The sequence below is a fragment of the Oceanicella actignis genome (assembly GCF_900111545.1).
GTDB classification, from domain to species: Bacteria; Pseudomonadota; Alphaproteobacteria; order Rhodobacterales; family Rhodobacteraceae; genus Oceanicella; species Oceanicella actignis.
On the sequence record NZ_FOHL01000001.1, the window covers coordinates 142,290 to 163,352 of the forward strand.

Below are 21,063 nucleotides of genomic sequence, written 5' to 3' on the forward strand. Positions count from 1 at the left end.
GCGGGCGGGGGTCACCATTTTCTCTCGAACCGCTTGCGAAGATAGATCGCGGCGGCGTTCATCGTCAGCAGAAAGCCCAGCAGCACCAGGATCGCCGCCGAGGTGCGCGAGACGAAGCCGCGCTCGGGGCTGTCGGCCCAGATAAAGATCTGCGTGGGCAGCGCGGTGGCCGGGTCCGAAATTCCGTCCGGCGCGGCCGTGATGAAGGCGTTCATGCCGATCAGCAGCAGCGGCGCCGTCTCGCCCAGCGCCTGCGCCAGGCCGATGATCGTGCCCGTCAGGATGCCCGGCATGGCCAGCGGCAGCACATGATCGAACACCACCTGATGGCGCGAGGCGCCGATGCCCAGCGCCGCCTCGCGGATCGAGGGCGGCACCGCCTTGAGCGCGGCGCGCGTGGCGATGATGATGGTCGGCAGCGTCATCAGCGCCAGCGTCAGGCCGCCCACATAGGGCGCCGAGCGCGGCATGCCGAACCAGCCCAGGAACACCGCCAGCGCCAGCAGGCCGAACACCACCGAGGGCACCGCCGCCAGGTTGTTGATGTTCACCTCGATCAGGTCGGTCAGGCGGTTGCGCGGCGCGAACTCTTCCAGATACACGCCGGCGGCGATGCCGGCCGGAAAGCTGACCAGAAAGCAGACCAGCAGCGCGTAGAACGAGCCCCACAGCGCCCCGTTCAGACCCGCCAGTTCGGGAAAGCGGCTGTCGGCGTTCAGGAACAGCGCCTTGTTGAACGGGCGCGAGATCAGCCCCAGCTCGACCAGCTTGTCGAAGCGGGCGATCTCGGCGTCGCTGAGCCGGCGCCGGTCCTCGGGATCGTCGCGCCGCACAAGGCCCTTGGCCAGCTGGTCGTAGGGATCGGAAACGGGCACGGCCATGCGCACCCGGGTTCCGATCAGCGACGGATCCGCCACCACCGCGTCGCGCAGCATGTATTGCGCGCCGTTGCTGACGATCTTGACCAGCTCGCGCTTCTCGCGCCGGTCGGTCACCTCGGGGAACAGCGCGCCGATGCCGTCGGCCACGATGGCGCGATAGGCGCCGCGCGCCGGGTCCTCGGGCTTGACCCGCTTGGCCGAGACGTCGAACTCGAGCGTCACATGGGTCTGGGTGAAGGCCGGCGCGCCCGTCGAGATCAGCGAGCCGACGAGGATCGCCAGCATCCCCGCGGCGAAAAGCAGGCTGGCGATGCCCGCGGCGCGCAGGCGCGCGTCCAGCCGGCGGCGGCGGCGCAGCCGGGCGGCGGCGGCGGCCGCGTCGCGGGCGGGTCGGTCGGCGGCGGCGGCGTCAGTCATAGATTTCCCTGTATTTGCGCACCACCCGCAGGGCGATGACGTTGAGCCCGAGCGTCAGCAGGAACAGCATCAGCCCCAGCGCGAAGGCGGCCAGCGTCTTGGGGTTGTCGAACGAGGTGTCGCCGATCAGCAGCGTCACGATCTGGACCGTGACCGTGGTCACGCTGTCGAGCGGGTTGATCGTCAGCTTCGCCATCAGACCCGCGGCCATGACGACGATCATCGTCTCGCCGATGGCGCGGCTGACGGCCAGCAGAACGCCGCCGACGATGCCCGGAATGGCGGCGGGGAACAGCACCTTCATCACCGTCTCGCCCTGGGTCGCGCCCAGCGCCAGCGAGCCGTCGCGCAGGCTGCGCGGCACGGCCGACAGCGCGTCGTCGGCGAAGGACGAGATGAACGGGATCAGCATCACCCCCATCACGCCGCCCGCCGCCAGCGCCGTGTTGGGCGACACGTCAAGCCCCGCCCAGGCCCCGGCCGCGCGCAGCGCCGGCGCCACCGTCAGCACGGCGAAAAAGCCGTAGACCACCGTCGGCACGCCCGCCAGGATCTCGAGCGCGGGCTTGGCGACCGCGCGCACCCGGGGCGCGGCGAATTCGTGCAGATAGATCGCCGTGAAGATGCCCACCGGAATGGCCACCGCGCAGGCGATCACGGTGATGACCAGCGTGCCCACAAGCACCGGGATCCAGCCGAAGGCGCCCTCGGCGGCGACCTGATCGGCGCGCAAGGGGATCTGCGGCTCCCAGTTCAGGCCGAACAGGAACTCGTGGATCGGCACGCGCGCGAAGAACCGCGCCGCCTCGACCACCAGCGACGCGAAGATGCCCGCCGTCGTCAGCACCGCCAGCGCCGCGCAGCCCAGCATCAGCCCGGTCAGCACGCGCTCGACCGCCTGGCGCGCGCGAAAGCCCGGCGACAGGCTGCGCCGCGCCGCCAGAAAGCCCAGCGCGCCCGCCGTCGCGGCCAGGACCAGCATCAGCAGGTCGGCGCCCCGGCGCAGCTCGGCCATGCGGCGCGCGGCGGCCAGCTTTTCGGCCGAGGGCTGGCCGAACACCCGCCCATCGGCCAGCGAGCGCAGCTCGGTCAGCAGCAGCGCGCGCTCGCCCGCGTCCAGCCCCTCGACGGCCTCGGCGGGCATGGCGCGCAGGGTCAGCTCGTCGATCACCGGCTCGCGCAGAACCACGACCGCCAGCATCGCCGCCAGCGCCGGCAGCGCGATCAGCGCCGCCGCCCAGCCGCCGTGAAAACCCTCGAGCGAGTGCAGCCGCCCGGCCTGCGCGCGCAGCCGCCGCGCGGCGCGGCGGTTGACGACGAAACCCGCCGTCGCGGCGATCACGATCAGAAGCAGCAGCAAGCCGGCCATGCGACATTCACCCGTTTCGCGCCCGGCCCGCGGGCGCCTCTTGAACATGCGGGGCGCGGCGGCGCAGGGCCGCCGCGCCCGATCCTGCGGCGCGCGTTACGAGCGCGGCTCGGCCATGGGAACGGCGTTGAGCACGTCCTCCTGCACCTTGGCGCGCAGATCGTCGGGCAGCGGGGTCAGGCCGCGCTCCTCCAGATAGCCGCCGGGGGCCAGGGCGTTGTCCGAGACGTATTCGGCCAGGAACTCGTCAAGGCCGGGGATCACGCCGCGATGGGCGTTCTTGACGTAGATGAACAGCGGCCGCGCGATGTCGTAGGAGAAATCGGCGATGGTCTGCTCGTTCGGCTCGATGCCGTCCACCTTCACGGCCTTGAGGCGATCGTTGTTCTCGTAAAGGAACGAGTAGCCGAAGATGCCCAGCGCATCGGGATCGGCCTCGAGCCGCTGGACGATGAGGTTGTCGTTCTCGCCCGCCTCGATGAAGGGGCCGTCCTGACGCATGCGCGAGCAGTTCTCCTTCACCCACGACTTGAACGCCTTGCCGTCCATCTTGGCCTTGAGGTCCTGCACATAGGGCAGCGCCTTGCAGCCGTCATGCATGGCCAGCTCGACGAAGGCGTCGCGCGTGCCCGAGGTCGGCGGCGGGCCGTAGACCAGGATCTCGACGTCCGGCAGCGAGGGGTCGATCTCGGACCAGCGGCGATAGGGGTTGTCGGCCCAGGCGCCGTTCACCGGAACCTGCGCGGCCAGCGCCAGGAAGATCTGCGTCTCGGTCAGGTCCCAGTCGGCCTTGTTGGCGCGCGAGACGGCGATGGACAGTCCGTCATAGCCGATCATCGCCTCGGTGACGTCGGTGACGCCATGCTCCTGGCACAGCTTGTATTCCGACGCCTTCATGGCGCGCGAGGCGCCGGTCACGTCGGGATGGGCGTCGCCCACGCCCTGGCAGAAGATCTTGAAGCCGCCGCCGGTGCCGGTCGATTCCACCACGGGCGGCGTGGCGCCGGTGGCGTTGGCGAATTCCTCGGCCACGGCCTGGCTGTAGGGGAACACCGTCGAGGAGCCGACGACGCGGATCTGGTCGCGGGCCTGGGCGGCGCCGGCCGTCGCCGCGACGAGCGCGGCCATGGCGAGGATGCGGGTGCTGTTGGCTTTCACTGGATCGCTCCATCTTTCCAAGGTTGCCGGCGGCGCGAGCGGCCCCTGGGCCGATTCCGCCGCTCAGGCGCAACCTGACTGCCGGCGGCGACGCTTGGATCACATTTCCATGACCCTTTGATGACACCTCAACGCGATGAAAGCGCTTGGTTTTCTTCAAACGCCGGAACGAATCAGCCGCGGGCGTAGATGTCCTCGTAACGGATGATGTCATCTTCGCCCAGATAGGGGCCCGATTGCACCTCGATCAGACGCAGCGGCACCTTGCCCGGATTCTCGAGCCGGTGCGTGGCGCCGAGCGGGATGTAGACCGACTCGTTCTCGGTCAGCAGGCGCTCTTCGGCGCCGACGGTCACGCGCGCCGTGCCCTCGACCACCACCCAGTGCTCGGAGCGGTGCATGTGCGACTGCAGCGACAGCTTGCCGCCCGGGCGCACCTGGATCACCTTGACCTGGAAGCGCTCGCCCATGGCCAGGGTCTCGTACCAGCCCCAGGGGCGGTGAAAGCGGGGGAACTCCTCGGCCTGCGCGGCGCCCTGGGCCTTGAGCGCGGCCACCGCCTCGCGCACGCGCTGGGACTGGGCCATGTCGGCCACCAGAACGGCGTCGCGCGTGGCGACGGCGACGATGTTCTCAAGCCCGATGCCGACCAGCCGCACCCCCTCGTTCTCCGAGCGCAGCAGCGTGTCGCGGCAGTCGATGGCCGTCGCCTCGCCGCTCAGCGCGACGCCGTCGGCGTCGGGGCCGGTCTCGCGCCAGACGGTGGTCCAGCTGCCCAGATCGTTCCACCCGCCGCCCAGCGGCGCCACGGCCAGGTTGCCCGCCTTTTCCATGATGGCGTAGTCCACCGACACGTCGCGCGCGGCCAGCCAGGGCTCTTCGGCCAGGCGGAAGAAGTCCAGATCCTCGCGCCCCTCCTCCAGCGCGCGGCGCACCGGCGCGATCAGATCGGGCGCATGGGCGCGATAGGCCTCGAGCGCCGCGCCGACCGAGAACAGGAAGATGCCCGCGTTCCACAGGAAGCGCCCCGAGGCCAGCATCTGCGCGGCGGTCTCGGCGTCGGGCTTCTCGACGAAGCGGCGCAGCGGGCGCACGGGGCCGTCGGCGTCCGCCTCGTCCAGCTCCAGATAGCCATAGCCGGTTTCCGGGCGGTCGGGCGCGACGCCGAAGGTCACCAGCCGCCCCTCGGCCGCCGCCGCCGCGCCCGCGCGCACCGCGGCGCGGAAGGCCTCTTCGTCGGCGATGAGGTGATCCGAGGGCGCGACCAGCATCAGCGCCTGCGGCGTGTCGCGCAGCGCCAGCGCCGCCGCCAGGATGGCCGGGCCGGTGTTGCGGCCCGCCGGCTCGATCAGGATGCGGCCGGGCTCCATGCCCATTTCGGTCAGCTGCTGGCCGACGATGAAGCGGAAATCCGAGGTGGTCAGCAGCATGGGCGGCGCGAAGTCCGGCCCCGACAGCCGCGCGGCGGTGCGCTGAAACAGGCTCAGCTCGCCGAAGACGCGGCCGAACTGCTTGGGATAGCTCTTGCGCGACAGCGGCCAGAGGCGCGTGCCCGAACCGCCGCACAGGATCACCGGGTGAATCTTCGTGGTCATGGCCCCTCCGCCGTCCGAGCGCCGGGCGCGGCGCCCGCCCACGATAGCGCGGCAGGGGGCCGGGGAACAGGCGCGCTCAGCCTTCGGGGTGGAAATGGGCGTAGATCGTCTCGGCCAGCGCCTCGGACACGCCCTTGACCGCCTTCAGATCCTTGAGCCCCGCGCGCGTCACCGCCTTGGCCGAGCCGAAATGCGCCAGCAGCGCGCGCTTGCGCGCGGGCCCCACGCCGGGAATCTGGTCGAGCGGGTTGGCCATGGCCGACTTCGCGCGCCGCGCGCGGTGCGTGCCGATGGCGAAGCGGTGCGCCTCGTCGCGCAGGCGCTGGACGAAGTAGAGCACCGGCGAGCGGTGCGGCAGCGCGAAGGGCCGCCGGCCCGGCGCGTGGAACACCTCCTTGCCGGCGTCGCGGTCCTCGCCCTTGGCGACGCCGAAGACGGGCAGATCGCCCGCGCCCAGCGCCGCCAGCGTCTCGGCCGCGGCCGAGACCTGCCCCGCCCCGCCGTCGATCAGCACCAGGTCGGGCCACATGTCCTTGCCGCGCGCGGGATCCTCGCGGACCAGGCGGGCGAAGCGCCGCTCGAGCACCTGGCGCATCATGGCGAAATCGTCGCCGGGGGTCAGCTCGCCGGGCTTGATGTTGAACTTGCGGTAGCGCGACTTCTCGAACCCCTCGGGACCGGCCACGATCATCGCCCCGATCGCGTCCGATCCCTGGATGTGCGAGTTGTCGTAGACCTCGATGCGGCGCGGCGGCCGGGGCAGGCCGAACGCCTCGGCCAGGGCTTCGAGCAGGCGCTCCTGCGCCGCCCCCTCGGCCAGCCGGCGGGCCAGGCTTTCGCGCGCGTTGCGCAGCGCCTGATCGACCAGCGCGCGCTTCTCGCCCCGGCGCGGGACCGACAGCTCGACCGCCCCGCCGCGGCGCGCGCGCAGGGCCTCGCGCAGAAGGTCGGCGTTGGCCGGCGCGTGCGAGGTCAGCACCAGCCGCGCGGGCGTCTTGTCGGCGTAGAACTGGGCCAGGAAGGCCTCCATGATCTCTTCGGCCGAGGCGCCCGCCCCCGTGCGCGGAAAATAGGCGCGGTTGCCCCAGTTCTGATGCGCGCGAAAGAAGAACACCTGCACGCAGGCCTGCCCGGCCTCTTCATGCAGGGCGACGACGTCGGCTTCCTCGACCGTTTCGGGGTTCACCCCCTGCGTCGCCTGGACCTGGGTCAGCGCCAGGATGCGGTCGCGCAGCGCGGCGGCGCGCTCGAACTCCAGCGCCGCCGAGGCCTGGGCCATCTGCGCGGCCAGCTCCTCCTGCACCTGGGTGCTGCGGCCCGACAGGAAGCGCACCGCATCCTCGACCGAGGCGGCGTAGTCGCGTTCCGAGATGCGCCCCACGCACGGCGCCGAGCAGCGCTTGATCTGGTGCAGCAGGCACGGGCGGGTGCGGTTCTCGAACACCGAATCCTCGCAGGTGCGCAGCTGGAACACGCGCTGCAGCTGCTTGAGCGTGCGGTCCACCGCCGAGGCCGCCGCGAAGGGGCCGAAATAGCGCCCGCCGGCGCGCCGCGCGCCGCGATGCTTGCGGATCTGCGCGAAGGGATGGTCGGTGACGAGGATGTGCGGAAAGCTCTTGTCGTCGCGCAGCAGCACGTTGTAGCGCGGCTTGAGCTGCTTGATGAGGTTCTGCTCCAGCAGCAGCGCCTCGGCCTCGGTCTCGGTGGTCAGGAACATCATCGAGGCGGTGGCCGCCACCATGCGCCCGATGCGCGCCGTATGCCCCGAGGCGCGCGCATAGCTCGACACGCGCCGGCGCAGATCGCGCGCCTTGCCGACGTAAAGCACCTGCCCCTTGGCGTCGAGCATCCGGTAGACGCCGGGCCGGCGCGGCAGGCGGCTCAGATAGCTGCGGATGACCTCGGCGCCGCGCGCGGGGGCCGGGGCGGCGCCCTCTTCCTCGAAGGCCTCGGGCAAGGCGCCTGCGGGCGCTTCGGGGGGCGCTTCGGGGGATGCGTCGGGGGGCGCGTCGCCGCAGGTTTCGCGCGCTTCGGGCGCCGTCTCGGGGATCGTCCCGGGGATCGACTCGGGCGTCGTTTCGGGGGCGTCGCGGCCCTTGTCCTGCGGGGGGGTCATGGGGTCCTCGAAGAGCGTGCCGAAAGCTGCGGAGCGGGGTTTCTCAAGCTGTCCACGATTCCTGTGGATAAGTCTGTAGAGAAAATCTGAGGAACGCGATTTCCCCCTTGTCTGGAAGGGGTTTCATCACCTTGCACAAAAATTGTGCAACGGGTCAAGTCATTGTTTTCAAATCTATTTCCTATTCACGTTGGTAAAGAAATGGTTTCCTTGGCAGAATCGTGACAGATCGGCGGCCACGCGCAGTCAAGTGGAAAACCTTGCCGCAAGGGCGCCGCGCCCCCCTTGACGAGCGCGTCGGATCGGCGGTTGGCGGGGCGAATCCCGGGTCACTCGATTCCGAGCACGTCGGGCGTGCGCCAGGCCAGGTGCTGACCGCCGTCCAGGGCGATCATCTGCCCCGTCATCGCGTCGGCCGACAGGATGTAGCGCAGGGCGGCGCAGATCTCGCCCGGCGAGGCGCCGCGCCCCAGCGGCACGGCGTCGCGCTGGCGGTCGAAATGCTCTTGCGACTGGCGCGCGCCGCGCAGGGTGGGGCCCGGTCCTATGGCGTTGACGCGGATCCGCGGCGCCAGCGCCTGCGCCAGCATCCGCGTCGCCGCCCACAGCCCGTGCTTGGCGATCGAGTAGGTGATGAACTCGGGCGTCGGCTTCCACACGCGCTGGTCGATCATGTTGACCACGTAGGCGGCGGCGCGGGGGCGCCCTTCCTCGTCGCGCTCCGGTTCCGGGGCCTGGGCGGCGAAGTCCTGCGTCAGCCGGAAAGGCGCGCGCAGGTTCGATTCCATGTGCCGATCCCAGCTGCGCCGGTCGGCGGTCTCGAGGCGGTCATATTCGAAGATCGAGGCGTTGTTGACCAGCAGCGACAGCGGCGCGCCCAGCGCCTGCGCGGCGCGGGCGACAAGACCGGCGGTCTGGGCCTCGTCGCACAGATCGGCCTGCAGCGCGGCGGCGCGCGGGGCGCCCAGGCGCAGCGCCTCGTTCACGGCGTCGCGGGCCTCGTCCTCGGCCGTGGCGTAGTGGATCGCCACCGACCAGCCCTGACGCGCCAGGTCCATCGCCATCGCCCGGCCCAACCTGCGCGCCGCGCCGGTGACCAGCGCCGCTCCCGCGCCAACGCCCATGCTTCGCCCCCCTCACACCTTCAGGACCAGCCACGCATAGGCGACATAGGCCGCCAGCAGCGCCGCGCCAACGGGCCGCGTCATGCGGAACGGCCCCAGCACGAAGGGCGCCAGCGCCGCCGCGCAGCCCAGCATGATCCACAGATCCACGCGCAGCATCTGCCCCGGCACGTCGAGCGGCCCGAAGAAGCTGGCGATGCCCATGATGGCCGCCAGGTTGAAGATGTTCGAGCCGACCACGTTCCCGATGGCCACGTCCGCCTGCCGGCGCAGCGCGGCGGCGACGGTGGTCGCCAGTTCGGGCAGCGAGGTGCCCGCCGCCACCAGCGTCAGCCCGATGGCCGCCTCGGACACGCCCGCCTCGCGCGCCAGCGCGCGCGCGCCGTCGATCAGCAGATGCGCGCCCACGGGCAGCCCGATCAGCCCGACGGCCAGAAGCGCGGCGATCTTCCACCCCGCCATCGAGGGGTCCACGTCCTCGAGCTCTTCCAGCTCCTCGAGCAACGGGTCGCACCCATCGCCCGCGCGCGCCGCGCGCGCCGCGCGGTAGCCGTCGAACAGAACGTAGCCCAGCAGCGCCAGCAGCGCCGCGCCATGCGCCCAGCCCAGCGGCCCGATCAGGCACAGCGCGATGAAGAGCACCGACGCCGCGATCATCTGCCAGTAGCTGCGGCCGCCCTTGCAGTCGCGCCCGTCCACCGTCGAGATCAACGCCGGCGCGCCCAGCACCAGCAGCACGTTGGCGATGTTCGAGCCCACCACGTTGCCCAGCGCGATGCCCGGCGCCCCGGCCAGCGCCGCCTCGATCGAGACCAGCAGCTCGGGCGCCGAGGTGCCGAAGGCGATCACGGTCAGCCCGATCAGCAGCGCCGGCACCCCCAGCCGCAGCGACAGCGCCACCGCGCCCCGCACCAGCGCGTCGCCCGCGCCCATCAGCAGCGCCAAGCCGGCGAACACCAAGACGAGATCGATCATCGAATTCCTCCTGCGCGGCGCCCGGCGCCGACGCTCAGCCCTTGTCCTTGCCGCCGCAGGGGCAGCGGGCGCCCTCGACGATCCACGCCCCGCATTCGGGGCAGCGCGCGGCGGCCTTGATCCGGTCCCCGCCGCCCTTCTTGCCCCGACCGCGCCGCGGCGAGGCCAGGAACAGGGCGGCGATCGCCATGCCCACCAGGAAAAGAACCGCCAGCTTGGGCAACATCGCCTAGATCCCCCATTGCGCCCAGAGCGCGCGCGCCTCGGCGCCCTCGGCCACGCCCTGCGCCAGATCCGACCCCAGCGCCGCCCCCGCGCCGGCGCCCATGAGGCGCGCGGCCAGCCCCTTGCGCGCACCGAACTCGACGAAGCGCACACTGTCGCCCAGGCGCGCGCGCAGCACCGGCTCAAGATGGCCGAGACCGTCGATCAGACCGGTTCCGATAGCCTCGGCGCCCACCCAGACCGAACCGTCGAAGCGCGCGCGCTCGGTCAGCCGCGCGCCGCGGCGCGCGCGCACATGCTCGATGAAGGCGGCGTGGATGGCGTCCTGCATACGGCGCAGACGGGCGACGTCCTCGGGATCCTCGGGGCGGAACATGTCCAGCATCGCCTTGCGCTCGCCCGCCGCATGAACGCGGCGCTCGACGCCATGGCGGGCGATCAGTTCGTGCAGGCCGAAGCCGGCCCAGATGACGCCGATCGAGCCCACGATCGACGCGGCGTCGGCGTAGATCTCGTCGGCGGCGCAGGCGATCCAGTATCCGCCCGAGGCGGCGACGTCCTCGCAGAACGCAAGGACGGGAACCTCGTGCCGGTCGGCGAGCCGGCGGATGCGCGCCGCGATCATGGCCGACTGCGCCGCCGCGCCGCCGGGCGAGTTGATCGCCAGCGCAACCGCGTCGGGACGGGCGGCGAAGGCAGCCTCGATGGCCGGCGCGACGCTCTGGTCGCTGAGCGCGCGCCCCAGGCGCCCCGAGGGGCCGATGGGCCCGCTCAGACGCACAACCGCCGCCAACGGGCGGCGGCGCAGCTTGCGGCGAAGGTCGGTCAGGGCCTGTTTCATGGCGCTCACATAGTGGCCGCCGGGCCGGGGGGCAACCGCCGGCCGCGCTTGCGGCGCAGAAGGCCGCCAGGTGTTGCGCGCGCGCGCTGCGCGGCGGCGGCGCGCGCGGCGGCCATGCCGGCGGCCGATCGCCTGCACGGCTGGGCGGCCGCCCGGCGCATGAGCGCGGGCGCGTTCGGCCTCGGACCCCAACGGGCGGCGCGCGCCGACGCGGCCTTCGCCGCGCGCGAGGCGGCGGGGATGCGATCCGCGCGATGGTCGCCGGGCTGGCGATCGCCCGCGCAAGGGGGCGGGCGCCTGCACCCCCGCCGGACCGCGCGCCGCATCCGATCGCCCGCGCGCGCAAGGGGGCGGGGACGCTTGTCATCGACAGCGTGACGGCGCTGGACGATCGCCCGCGCGCAAGCGGCGGCAACTGCGCATGAGGCGCTGGGCGCTAACGAGGCGATCATCCCCCCGCGCGCGCAGCACGGGCCATTGGGGCGCGATGGTCGCGGCGTGGCCCGCATCATGCCCCCGCGCGCGGGAATGGGGGCTGCACGACATGCCGAAAGTCGGAGCGCGTCATCATGCCCCCCCGCGCGCGCGAGACGGGGGTCGGCCCGCGCCACCAGCCCGCGCCCCCACAGCATGCCCCCGCGCGCGGGACGGGGCCGGCAAAATGCCCGCGCGGACGGCGCGCGGCGTTCGGGGCGCGGCGTTCGGGGCGCGGCGTTCGGGGCGCGGCGTTCGGGGCGCGCGCAGGGCGGACGCCGCGGGGCGCCGGCCCTGCCCGCCATTCGCCGCCCCGCGCGGCGGGACCGCGGGCGAGGTTCAGAGGCGGGGTTCAGGGGCGGGGTTGCGGGGCGCGCGAGATCGGATAGGATCGAAGGCGGAACGGGGCCTGGCCCCCGGACCGTTCGCTTACGGCGGTCCCGCGCGGGCCGCGCTCCACATGAAGGCAGGTCCGCAAGCGTGCATGTGATGACCCCCGAAGAGACCCTGCGTCTCAAGCTGGCGCATCTGCGCGCCGAGCATCGCGACCTGGACGCCGCCATCGAGGCCATGCACGCGCGCCCCGCGCCCGACATGCTGGCGATCCGGCGGCTCAAGAAGCGCAAGCTGGCCCTGCGCGACGAGATCGCCCGCATCGAGGACCTGCTCACCCCCGACATCATCGCCTGAGCGCCCGCGCGGCGCCTTTACGGCGCGCGCCGCGCCGGTATAGTGCGTGCCGACCGGGACCGGAGCCGCCGGCCCCGCGCCTCGGGCGGGCCCCGCGCCCCGCCCAAAGCCGGAGGAGACGCAATGACGCAGCCGCTTGTGGGCGTCGTCATGGGCAGCCGAAGCGACTGGCCCACCATGAAGCGCGCCGTCGAGGCGCTTGAAGAGCTGGGCGTTGCGCACGAGGCGCGCGTGGTCTCGGCTCATCGCACCCCCGACCGCCTGTTCCGCTACGCCGAAGAGGCCGCCGCGCGCGGCCTTCGCGTCATCATCGCCGGCGCCGGCGGGGCGGCGCATCTGCCCGGCATGCTGGCGGCCAAGACCCGCGTGCCGGTGCTGGGCGTGCCCGTGCGCAGCCAGGCGCTGTCGGGCATGGACAGCCTGTTGTCGATCGTGCAGATGCCCGCCGGCATCCCCGTCGGCACGCTGGCCATCGGCGAGGCGGGGGCGCGCAATGCGGGGCTGCTGGCCGCGGCCATCCTGGCCGGGACCGATCCCGAGCTGGCCGCGCGGCTGGACGCCATGCGCGCGCGCATGGCCGCCGACGTGCCCGAGGACCCCGCCGATGACTGAGCCCGCCGCGCCCCTGCCCCCCGGATCGCGCATCGGCATCCTGGGCGGCGGCCAGCTGGGCCGCATGCTGGCCATCGCCGCCGCCCGGCTGGGGATGCGCGTGCACATCTTCGCCCCCGAAGAGCACGCCCCCGCCGCCGAAGTCGCCGCCGAGCGCACCCGCGCCGCCTATGACGACGCCGAGGCCCTGGCCGCCTTCGCGCGCGCGGTCGACGTGGTCACCTACGAGTTCGAGAACGTGCCCGCCGCCGCCCTGCGCGCCATCGCGCCGCACGCGCCGGTGCGCCCGGGGGCGCGCGCGCTCGAGGTCTCGCAGGACCGGCTCGAGGAAAAGCGCTTCCTCAACCAGATCGGCCTGCGCACCGTGCCCTTCGCGGCCGTCTCCTCGGCCGCCGAGCTGCACGAGGCGCTGGCGCGCATCGGCGCGCCCGCCATCCTCAAGACCCGGCGCTTCGGCTATGACGGCAAGGGACAAGTGCGCATCTCGGACCCCGCCGATGCCGAGGCGGCGCTGGCCGCGCTCGAGGGCGCGCCGGCCATCCTCGAAGCCGTGGCGCCCTTCCGCCGCGAGCTGAGCGTGATCGGCGCGCGCGGGCTGGACGGGGCGGTGGCCTGCTTCGATCCCGGCGAGAACGAGCACCGCGACGGCATCCTGCGCCGCACCCGCGTGCCCGGCGACATTCCGCCGGCCGCCCGCGCCGAGGCCGTGCTGGCGACGGGGCGGCTGCTGAACGCGCTGGACTATGTCGGCGTGATCGGGGTCGAGCTGTTCGAGACCGATCAGGGCCTGGTGGTCAACGAATTCGCCCCGCGCGTGCACAACACCGGCCACTGGACCATCGAGGCCTGCGTCATCGACCAGTTCCAGCAGCACATCCGCGCGATCTGCGGCTGGCCCATCGGCGACGGCGCGCGCCATTCCGACGCCGAGATGCGCAACCTCATCGGCGCGGAAGCCGACGAATGGCGCGAGATCGCCGCCGATCCGCGCGCCGGGCTGCACCTTTACGGCAAGGGCGCGGCGCGGCCGGGGCGCAAGATGGGGCACGTCACCCGTCTGGGCCCGCGCGCGCGGCCTTGATGCGCGACGCCGCCCTGGCGTAGCCGCCCCCGGCGCCGTCGATGAAGTGCACATGGTCCGCCGTCATGGCCGAGGGCACGATGCAGGTGATCATCGCCTCGCTCTGGCGCGACAGGCCGTAGCGGATCAGCCCCGCGCGCTCGGCCCGCTCCAGCAGCCGCGTCAGGCGCGCCTCGGTGCGCGGATCGCAGTCGATGGTCATCTTCAACCCGTCGTCGATCTTGCGGAAATCGGCGTTGCGGGCGATCTCGCGCCGGTAGCGGCGGGCGTCGAACCGGCCCAGCGTCAGCCCCGTGCGCAGCAGCAGCCACACCAGCAGGCTCTCGGACAAGGCGCCGAGCCAGGCGGCCAGCCGGGCGCCCCGCCGCCCGCGCGCCCGCACCTCAAGCGCCAGCCCCGCCGGCGGCCAGGCCAGGGCGGGCCCCTCGGGCGGCGCCGGGTTGCCGCCGTTCTCGAGCCTCCGGGCCAGCGCGATCACGGCGCGCATCACGCGCGCCACGGAAGCGGGGTCGGCCTCGGGGCGCGGAACCAGCACCAGCGAGACCACCGCGCCGTTGCGCGCGGGCAGATGCGCCCAGCGGCAGGACAGCCCCGACAGGTCGGGCGGCGCGTCGGGGCTCGCCTCCGGGGCCGGCTCGGGCAAGAGAAAGCGGCCCGCCTTCATCTGCGCCTCGGCCCAGGCCAGGCCGCCGCCCGAGAACATGGCGTAGTCCACCGCCTCGGACGCCCTGTGCCGCGCAACCAGCACATCGCGCCCGGCGGCGCGGATCTGCGCCGCGGGAACGAGCGCCACGCGCAGCTCGATCCCGAATTCCTCGCGCGCCCAGCGCCGCGCCCCGGTCAGCGCGCGGCGCGCGGCGTCGGCGGCCTCGGGCCAGACGGCGAAGCCGGCGCCGTCGCCGCCGAAGACATAGGGAAAGGGCCGGCGGCCAAGCGCGTTGCTCATGGCCGCGATCACGGCGGCGCCGACCATGTTGACGGCCTTGTAGCGTCCGCGCGCGATCAGCTCGGTCGAGCCGACCACGTCGGCCACGCCCACGACCCAGCCCTCGGGCAGCGGACGGTAGGCGGCCGGGTCCGCCAGGCGATCGAAGCGGTCGGCCGCGGGCAGCGCGGCGTAAAAGCCCGGCCCGTCGGGGTCGGGCGGGCTGGCCTGCGCGCGGGTCAGCCGCCCGAGCCCCGCCGCGGTCCGGGGCCGGCGGGCGCAGACCCGGCCGCATCGGCGCCGGCGGGCGCCGGGCCCGAGGGATCGGGCGCCCCATGCGGCGGCCCGCCGGCGCCGGGCGCGCGCACCGCCTCGAGCAGCCGTCCCGGCCCGCGCAGGAACGCCCGCCCCAGCGGATTGGCGCGGAAGGCGGCCTTGGCGCGCTCGATGCGCATCACATCCTCGATGCGCCGGTCGATGAAGTTCCAGGTCTCGACCCATCCCGGGCTTTCATCCGCCAGCCAGTAGAGCACCGCCGCCGAGTAGACCGCCGCCAGGGTGGCGCGCTTGGTATACCAGTTCACATCCTGCGAATCGTCGCCCACCGCGCGCCATATGGCGTCCGCCGTGCCCCACAGCGCGCGCGCCGCGTCCGGGGCGTGAATCGGCAGCGCCAGCAGGGCGGCGGCGCGGCGCACGGCCTCGCGATGGGGGGCGACGGCCTCGATGCGGGCGCGGATGGCGAATGCGATGCGATCACGCACGCGCATCGAGCCCAGCGGCGCATGGGCCAGGCGCTCGGCCATCAGCCGGTCGCCGCGCCGGTGAAAGGCCAGCGCCGCATCGACGCCGCCGCGCGGGAACAGGCGCCGCGCCTGCGCGGGGTCCACGCCCAGCTCGGCCGCGGCGGCGTCGATGGCCGCGCGGCTCCAGCCGTCGAAGGGCACATGGGTCAGCATCGCCTCGACCAGCCGCTCGCGCAGCGCCTCGTCGGCGGTCTGCGCGGCCGCATCCGCCGGCGCGTGACCGGCGCCCTGGGCATGCTCGTCCGCCCGGCTCGGCCCGGCTTCGGCTCCGGCTTGCATGTCGTGCACGGTCATCGCATCCTCCCATCGATCGCTTGCCGACCCGCCGCCCAGCGCGCGCGGCGGGCGCGCGCGGCATGTGGACAGGCCGCGCAGAGATTGATATATAGCGCGCTCCTGCGATCCCAACAGCTTGAAAGGTGGTGAAGTCAGTGCAGGTGATGGTTCGCGACAACAATGTCGATCAGGCGCTTCGGGCCCTGAAGAAGAAGCTGCAGCGCGAGGGCGTGTTCCGTGAGATGAAGCTCCGGCAGCACTATGAGAAGCCCTCCGTGAAGCGCGCGCGCGAGAAGGCCGAGGCGATTCGGCGCGCTCGCAAGCTCGCGCGCAAGAAGGCGCAGCGCGAAGGTCTTCTCTGACCCGATCCGGCCCGACCGCATTGCGGCGACCGTATCTGACGACTCGTCAAACCCCCGAGGGCGCCGCCGTCGGGGGTTTTCATTTCCGCGCGCCCTTTTTTTCGCCGCGCGGGCCTGATCGGATGAGCGCACGGCCCGTCCGAAACCGAATCAGCCGCAGGAGCCGCCCGATGCGCCGCCTTTTCGCCGCCCTGCTTGTCGCGGCCATGTCATTCAACGCCGCCTGCGCGCCCACGGCGCCCAACAGCCGCGCCGCGCTGGCCCAGCAGGCCGAGGTTTCCGAGCGCCTCGCCGCCGAGCTGCGCCGCGAGGGCAAGCTGGTCGAGGACGCGGCGCTGAACCGCTATGTGCGCGCCATCGCCGCGCGCATCGCCGCCGTCCGCCCGCCCGGCGCGGTTCCGCTGACGGTGCATATCGTCAAGGACGCGGATGTGAACGCCTTCACCCCCGGCGGCGGGCATGTGTTCGTGAACGCCGGCATGATCGCGGCGATGGAGAACGAAGCCCAGCTGGCCATGGTTCTGGCGCACGAGGCCGCCCATATCGACCGCGGCCATGTGATCGCGGGCCAGCGCGCGGGCGCCGCCATCGGGCTGGCCGCGGCGGGCGGCGCGATTCTGGCGGGCGCGCTGGGCGCGCCGGCCGAGCTGACCCGCCTTGCCGCCGGCGGCGTGCAGAGCGTCGCCTACAACGCTTTCTCGCGCACGCAGGAAGAGGACGCCGACCTGGTCGGCCTGCGCTACGCCGCCGCGGCGGGGTATGACGTGGTCGAGGGCGCGCGCTCGTTCGAGGTTCTGCGCCGCATCTATGGCGAGCAATCGGACCTGGCGAATTTCTTCCTGTCCTCGCACCCGCGCAGCTCCGAGCGCGAAGCCAGGCTGATCGCCGCGGCCCGGCGCATGGGCGCGGCCGGCGGCCGCGTGGCCGAGGCCGAGTATCTGCGCCGCACGGCCAAGCTGCGCCGCCAGGTTCTGCGCTATTACGAAGCCAAGGGCCGCGCCCGCGAGGCGGCGCAGCTGCGCCGCAACCTGCGGCGGATGCGCTGAACGCAAGACGCGCGCGGCCGGGGCCGCGCGCGTCGGAACGTCATCCTCGCCCGGCGTTCAGGCGTTGACGAGCGCGATGAAGATCAGCACCAGGATCGCCAGCCCCGCGACCCGCGCGCTCATGCGCACGAAGGCCTGGAAGGTTTCTTCGCGCTCGCGAATGTCCACAATGCCGGTGTCTTGCTCGCTCATCTGCGTTCATCCCTCTTCGATTTCGCGGCCGCCAGAGGCTCGTGACATTGCCTAGCCGCGGGGCGCGGGCGGTTGCAACGGTTTTCTGACCTCACAGATGCGGCCAGCGCCAGCCGACCATGCCGTTCGCCTCGTGCGGGGCGGGCGCATCGTGGGGGAAGAAGAAGTCCAGCTGCAGCTTGGCGCCCGGCGTGACGGCGTATTTGTCGAAATCGGTCACGCCCTCGGCGGCCAGCACCAGATCGTCAAGGCAACACCAGCCGGTGAAGTCCACCGGCTTGGCCAGCATGGCCGCGGCCGCGTCGCCCATGATCTGCGGCGTGCGCGATTCGCTGGCCATCTTTTCTCCGCCCAGCAGGTTGCGCACCGCGGCGGTGTCGATGGTGGTGCGGGGCCACAGGCAGTTGGCGGCGATGCGGCCCTTGAACTCTTCGGACCAGGCCATGGTCAGGATCGACATGCCGTATTTGGCCAGCGAGTAGGCGGCATGGCCGCGGAACCAGATCGGGTTGAAGTCCAGCGGCGGCGACAGGGTCAGGATGCGCGCGTGATCCGACTTCTTCAGATGCGGCAGGCAGCTGCGCGTGACCACGAAGGTTCCGCGGCTGTTGATGCCGGTCATCAGGTCATAGCGCTTGACCTCGGTCATCTCGGTGTTGGTCAGCTGGATGGCCGAGGCGTTGTTGACCACGATGTCGATGCCGCCGAAGGCGCTGGCGGTCTTCTCGACCGCGTCCAGCACCTGCGCCTCGTCGCGGATGTCGCAGATCAGCGGCAGCGCCTTGCCGCCGGCGGCCTCGATCTCTTCGGCCGCGGTGTAGACCGTGCCCGGCAGCTTGGGGTTCGGCTCGGCCGTCTTGGCGGCGATGGCCACGTTCGCCCCCTGCGCGGCGCAGGCCTTGGCGATGGCCAGACCGATGCCGCGGCTGCCCCCCGACATGAAGACGGTTCTTCCGCTCAGCGCGCCCATTGTCGCATCCTTTCGTTTCGCTCCGCCCGCGGCGGATCAGGTTTTCAGCCGATAGCGCCAGACGCCGTCGGCCCCCTCGACGCGCTCGGCCTCGCCGATGCGCCAGAGGTGGTTGAGGTGGGCCAGCGCCTCGGACAGCGCCAGGCCGTAGACCTCGGGTTCGATCTCGCGCCGGAAGATCGGCATGAAGCATTCGGCCGCCGCGCGCGGGCGCGCCAGATGCGGCCGCAGCCGCTCGAGCGCGGCGTGGTGGTTGTCGATCAGCTGCCCCAGCCGCGCCGGCAGGCCGGTGAAGGGCAGCTTGTGCCCCGGCAGGCCGAAATGCTCTTCGCGCGCGTGCCGGCGCAGCCGCTCGCAGCTTTCCAGCCATTCGCCCACCGGGTCGGCGTCGGGCTCCATGGCGAAGACCGACAGGTTCGAGGAAATGCCCGGAATGATCTGATCCCCGGTCAGGACCAGCGCGTCGTCCTCGGACCAGAAGGTGGCGTGCTCGGGCGCATGGCCCGCGCCCACGCGCACGATCCAGCGCCGCCCGCCCATGGCCACGCGCTCGCCGTCCTGGATGCGGCGAAAGCCGATGGGCAGCGGCTCGACCGTGCGCGAGAAGTTGAAGGGCGGCGCGCTGCGGTAACGCTCGAGCACCTCGGCCGGCGCGCCGCAGCGGATCATGTGGCGCACGTTCTCGGGCGGGGGCAGGTCGTGATGGTCGAGCTGCAGCATCCGCGCGTAAAGATAGGCGGTGCGCGTGGTCCACAGCTCGGCCCCCGTGCGGCGCATCAGCCAGCCAGCCATGCCGATGTGGTCCGGGTGGTGATGGGTGACGACCACGCGCCGCAGCGGACGCCCGGCCAGGGGGCCGTCCAGCAGCGCGCTCCACGCCTCGCGCGCGACGGCGCCGCGAAAGCCGGCGTCGACCACCGTCCAGCCGTCGCCGTCGTCCAGCGCATAGACGTTGACATGGTCGAGCCGCATGGGCAGCGGCATGCGCGCCCACAGCACGCCCGGCGCGACCTCGATGACCTCGCCCGGCGCGGGCGGGGTCTCGAAGGGATGGCGCACGCCCGGGGCCGAGCCCGTTTCGGGCTCGAGCCCGGCGTCGGCCAGTTCGGCGCTCTCTTCGTCCCTCATGCCGCGAGATCGTCGGCCGACAGCGCATAAAGCGGCGCGGCCCCGGTGCAGGCGGCCTCGGCCAGGCCGGGCACCGCCGACAGCTCGGCGCGCAGGAACCAGTCCGCCAGCGCGGCGCGGCGGCGCGCGTCGTCGCCCGAGGCGGCGGCCGCCCCCTTGACCAGCGCCGCCGCGCCCAGGGTCAGGCCCCACATGCGCAGATAGGGCACGGCGCCGGCGAAGCGGTCGTTGGGCTGGTTGTCCAGCATCCAGTCCGTCGCGCGCGCAAGCGCATCGACAGCGCGGCCAAGGCGCCCGGTGGGCTCGTCCACCGCGCGCAGCTCGGCCAGCAGGGCGCGCGCGGCGGCGCCGCCGTCCATCATCTTGCGCCCGGTCAGGTCCATGGCCTGGATGCCGTTCGTGCCCTCGTAGATCGCCGTCACGCGCACGTCGCGGCTGAACTGGGCGGCGCCGGTCTCTTCGATGTAGCCCATGCCGCCATGGACCTGCACGCCCTCGTAGGCGACCTCGTTGCCGACATCGGTGCCGAAGGCCTTGGCGATGGGCGTCAGGAAGGCGGCGCGGGCCTTCCAGGCCGCGGCCTCGTCGCCGCTCAGCGCGCGCGCCATGTCGGTGCTGAAGGCGGTGTCGAGGCAGATGGCGCGCGCCGCCTCGGTCAGCGTCTTCATGCGCAGCAGCATCCGCCGCACATCGGCGTGGTCGACGATGGCGCCGTTGCCGTCGCCGATCGGCGTGCGGCCCTGGCGCCGCTCGCGCGCATAGGCCAGCGCCTTCTGATAGGCGGCTTCGGCCACGCCCAGCCCCTGAACGCCCACGCCGAGGCGGGCGTTGTTCATCATGGTGAACATGCAGGCCATGCCGCCGTTCTCGGGACCGATCATCCAGCCGCGCGCGCCGTCGAACTCCATCACAGCGGTGGGCGAGCCGTGCAGGCCCATCTTGTGCTCGAGGCTGACCACGCGCAGCGAATTGGCCTGGCCGGGGGCGCCGTTCTCGTCGGGGATGAACTTGGGCACGAGGAAGAGCGAGATGCCCTTGGTCCCCGCCGGCGCGCCGGGCAGTCGCGCAAGAACCAGGTGCACCACGTTCTCGGCCACGTCGTGATCGCCCCACGAGATGAAGATCTTCTGCCCGGTGACGCGCCAGGTCCCCTGGCCGTCGGGCTCGGCGCGCGAGCGCAGCGCGCCCACGTCCGAGCCGGCCGAGGGCTCGGTCAGGTTCATGGTGCCGGTCCACTCGCCCGAGATCAGCCGCGGCAGATACAGCGCCTTGATCTCGTCCGAGGCGTGATTCTCGAGCGCCTCGATCTGCCCCTGGCTCAGCAGCGGGCACAGCCCCAGCGACAGGCAGGCCGAGGACATCATCTCGTTCACCGCGGTGGTGAAGGTCATGGGCAGCCCCATGCCGCCGAACTCGGGATCGGCCGAGATGCCCACCCAGCCGCCTTCGGCGATGGCCTTGTAGGCCTCGCGAAAGCCGGGCGTGGTGCGCACGACGCCGTTCTCCAGCACCGCGCCCTGGCGGTCCGAGACGATGTTGAGCGGCGCCAGCACCTGCTCGCACAGCCGCGCGGCCTCGGTCAGGATGGCGTCGCGCGCGTCATCCGTGGCGTCGGCGTAGCGGTCGGTGCGCGCAAGGCGCCCGGCGCCGACCACGTGGTCGAGGCAGAAGGCGATCTCGCGGACGGGGGCGGTGTAGGTCATGCTCGGTCTCCCATGCGGCGGCGCCGGCGGTTTCCCGGCGCGCGCGGAAAGGTTATCTGTCGGATGCGGCGGCGGGGCCGGCCGCGGTTGACGCGAA

Annotated in this window: 20 protein-coding genes; 5 read left to right on the forward strand and 15 right to left on the reverse strand. The window is 72.6% G+C overall.

Annotated features, from left to right (window positions below):
* Positions 1-11: 11 nt before the first annotated feature.
* The 9 genes from pstA to BMW67_RS00730 form a co-directional block, all read right to left on the reverse strand.
* Positions 12-1,298, reverse strand: a complete 1,287-nt coding sequence (gene pstA / locus BMW67_RS00690; protein ID WP_072746729.1) for a phosphate ABC transporter permease PstA — start codon at positions 1,296-1,298, stop codon at positions 12-14.
* A complete protein-coding gene (gene pstC, locus BMW67_RS00695) occupies positions 1,291-2,667 on the reverse strand; it encodes a phosphate ABC transporter permease subunit PstC (RefSeq protein WP_072746730.1) in 1,377 nt (458 codons plus the stop codon). The genes pstA and pstC overlap by 8 nt, the downstream gene beginning before the upstream one ends.
* 96 nt (positions 2,668-2,763) lie before the next feature.
* Positions 2,764-3,825 (reverse strand): PstS family phosphate ABC transporter substrate-binding protein, encoded by a 1,062-nt coding sequence (locus BMW67_RS00700; protein WP_245728418.1) that lies wholly within the window; start codon positions 3,823-3,825, stop codon positions 2,764-2,766.
* A 173-nt stretch (positions 3,826-3,998) separates the two neighbouring features.
* The gene (locus tag BMW67_RS00705) at positions 3,999-5,420 is read right to left on the reverse strand and encodes a mannose-1-phosphate guanylyltransferase/mannose-6-phosphate isomerase (RefSeq protein WP_072746731.1); all 1,422 of its coding nucleotides are present in this window, start codon (positions 5,418-5,420) and stop codon (positions 3,999-4,001) included.
* A gap of 76 nt (positions 5,421-5,496) precedes the next feature.
* A complete protein-coding gene (gene uvrC / locus BMW67_RS00710; RefSeq protein ID WP_083581200.1) occupies positions 5,497-7,536 on the reverse strand; it encodes an excinuclease ABC subunit UvrC in 2,040 nt (679 codons plus the stop codon).
* Between the two features lie 329 nt (positions 7,537-7,865).
* Complete coding sequence (locus tag BMW67_RS00715) at positions 7,866-8,660, reverse strand: SDR family oxidoreductase (protein ID WP_072746732.1); 795 nt, start codon at positions 8,658-8,660, stop codon at positions 7,866-7,868.
* Positions 8,661-8,672: 12 nt separating this feature from the next.
* Positions 8,673-9,635: a calcium/sodium antiporter gene (locus BMW67_RS00720; RefSeq protein ID WP_072746733.1), complete on the reverse strand. Its 963-nt coding sequence runs from the start codon at positions 9,633-9,635 to the stop codon at positions 8,673-8,675.
* A gap of 34 nt (positions 9,636-9,669) precedes the next feature.
* On the reverse strand, positions 9,670-9,861 hold the full coding sequence (locus BMW67_RS00725; RefSeq protein WP_072746734.1) for a hypothetical protein: 192 nt from the start codon (positions 9,859-9,861) through the stop codon (positions 9,670-9,672).
* Positions 9,862-9,864: 3 nt separating this feature from the next.
* Positions 9,865-10,701 carry a S49 family peptidase gene (locus tag BMW67_RS00730; protein ID WP_072746947.1) on the reverse strand — a complete coding sequence of 279 codons (837 nt, stop codon included), beginning with the start codon at positions 10,699-10,701 and terminating at the stop codon, positions 9,865-9,867.
* Positions 10,702-11,664: 963 nt separating this feature from the next.
* Between BMW67_RS00730 and BMW67_RS00735 the strand changes: the two genes are divergently transcribed.
* From BMW67_RS00735 to BMW67_RS00745, 3 genes are all read left to right on the forward strand, one after another.
* On the forward strand, positions 11,665-11,865 hold the full coding sequence (locus tag BMW67_RS00735) for a YdcH family protein (RefSeq protein ID WP_072746735.1): 201 nt from the start codon (positions 11,665-11,667) through the stop codon (positions 11,863-11,865).
* 123 nt (positions 11,866-11,988) lie between these two features.
* Positions 11,989-12,477, forward strand: a complete 489-nt coding sequence (gene purE, locus BMW67_RS00740) for a 5-(carboxyamino)imidazole ribonucleotide mutase (RefSeq protein WP_072746736.1) — start codon at positions 11,989-11,991, stop codon at positions 12,475-12,477.
* A complete protein-coding gene (locus BMW67_RS00745; protein ID WP_072746737.1) occupies positions 12,470-13,558 on the forward strand; it encodes a 5-(carboxyamino)imidazole ribonucleotide synthase in 1,089 nt (362 codons plus the stop codon). The genes purE and BMW67_RS00745 overlap by 8 nt, the downstream gene beginning before the upstream one ends.
* Here BMW67_RS00745 and BMW67_RS00750 read toward each other — a convergent pair.
* Positions 13,527-14,726, reverse strand: coding sequence for a DUF3095 domain-containing protein (locus BMW67_RS00750; RefSeq protein WP_072746948.1), 1,200 nt, complete (start codon positions 14,724-14,726; stop codon positions 13,527-13,529). The two genes, BMW67_RS00745 and BMW67_RS00750, sit on opposite strands and share 32 nt — an antisense overlap.
* A complete protein-coding gene (locus BMW67_RS00755) occupies positions 14,723-15,583 on the reverse strand; it encodes a COQ9 family protein (RefSeq protein WP_072746738.1) in 861 nt (286 codons plus the stop codon). Before BMW67_RS00755 ends, BMW67_RS00750 begins: the two co-directional genes overlap by 4 nt.
* Before the next feature lie 137 nt (positions 15,584-15,720).
* On the opposite strand from BMW67_RS00755, the gene rpsU reads away from it, so the two are divergent.
* Both rpsU and BMW67_RS00765 read left to right on the forward strand, forming a co-directional pair.
* On the forward strand, positions 15,721-15,927 hold the full coding sequence (gene rpsU / locus BMW67_RS00760; protein ID WP_072746739.1) for a 30S ribosomal protein S21: 207 nt from the start codon (positions 15,721-15,723) through the stop codon (positions 15,925-15,927).
* Between the two features lie 170 nt (positions 15,928-16,097).
* Entirely contained in the window at positions 16,098-16,973 is an 876-nt protein-coding gene (locus BMW67_RS00765; protein WP_072746740.1) for a M48 family metalloprotease, read from the forward strand.
* Positions 16,974-17,030: 57 nt separating this feature from the next.
* On the opposite strand, the gene BMW67_RS00770 is transcribed toward BMW67_RS00765, so the two are convergent.
* From BMW67_RS00770 to BMW67_RS00785, 4 genes are all read right to left on the reverse strand, one after another.
* A complete protein-coding gene (locus tag BMW67_RS00770) occupies positions 17,031-17,165 on the reverse strand; it encodes an aa3-type cytochrome c oxidase subunit IV (protein ID WP_083581202.1) in 135 nt (44 codons plus the stop codon).
* 91 nt (positions 17,166-17,256) lie between these two features.
* A complete protein-coding gene (locus BMW67_RS00775; protein WP_072746741.1) occupies positions 17,257-18,135 on the reverse strand; it encodes an SDR family oxidoreductase in 879 nt (292 codons plus the stop codon).
* Positions 18,136-18,171: 36 nt separating this feature from the next.
* Complete coding sequence (locus BMW67_RS00780) at positions 18,172-19,263, reverse strand: MBL fold metallo-hydrolase (protein ID WP_083581203.1); 1,092 nt, start codon at positions 19,261-19,263, stop codon at positions 18,172-18,174.
* Complete coding sequence (locus BMW67_RS00785; protein WP_072746742.1) at positions 19,260-20,966, reverse strand: acyl-CoA dehydrogenase; 1,707 nt, start codon at positions 20,964-20,966, stop codon at positions 19,260-19,262. The genes BMW67_RS00780 and BMW67_RS00785 overlap by 4 nt, the downstream gene beginning before the upstream one ends.
* Between the last annotated feature and the right edge of the window lie 97 nt (positions 20,967-21,063).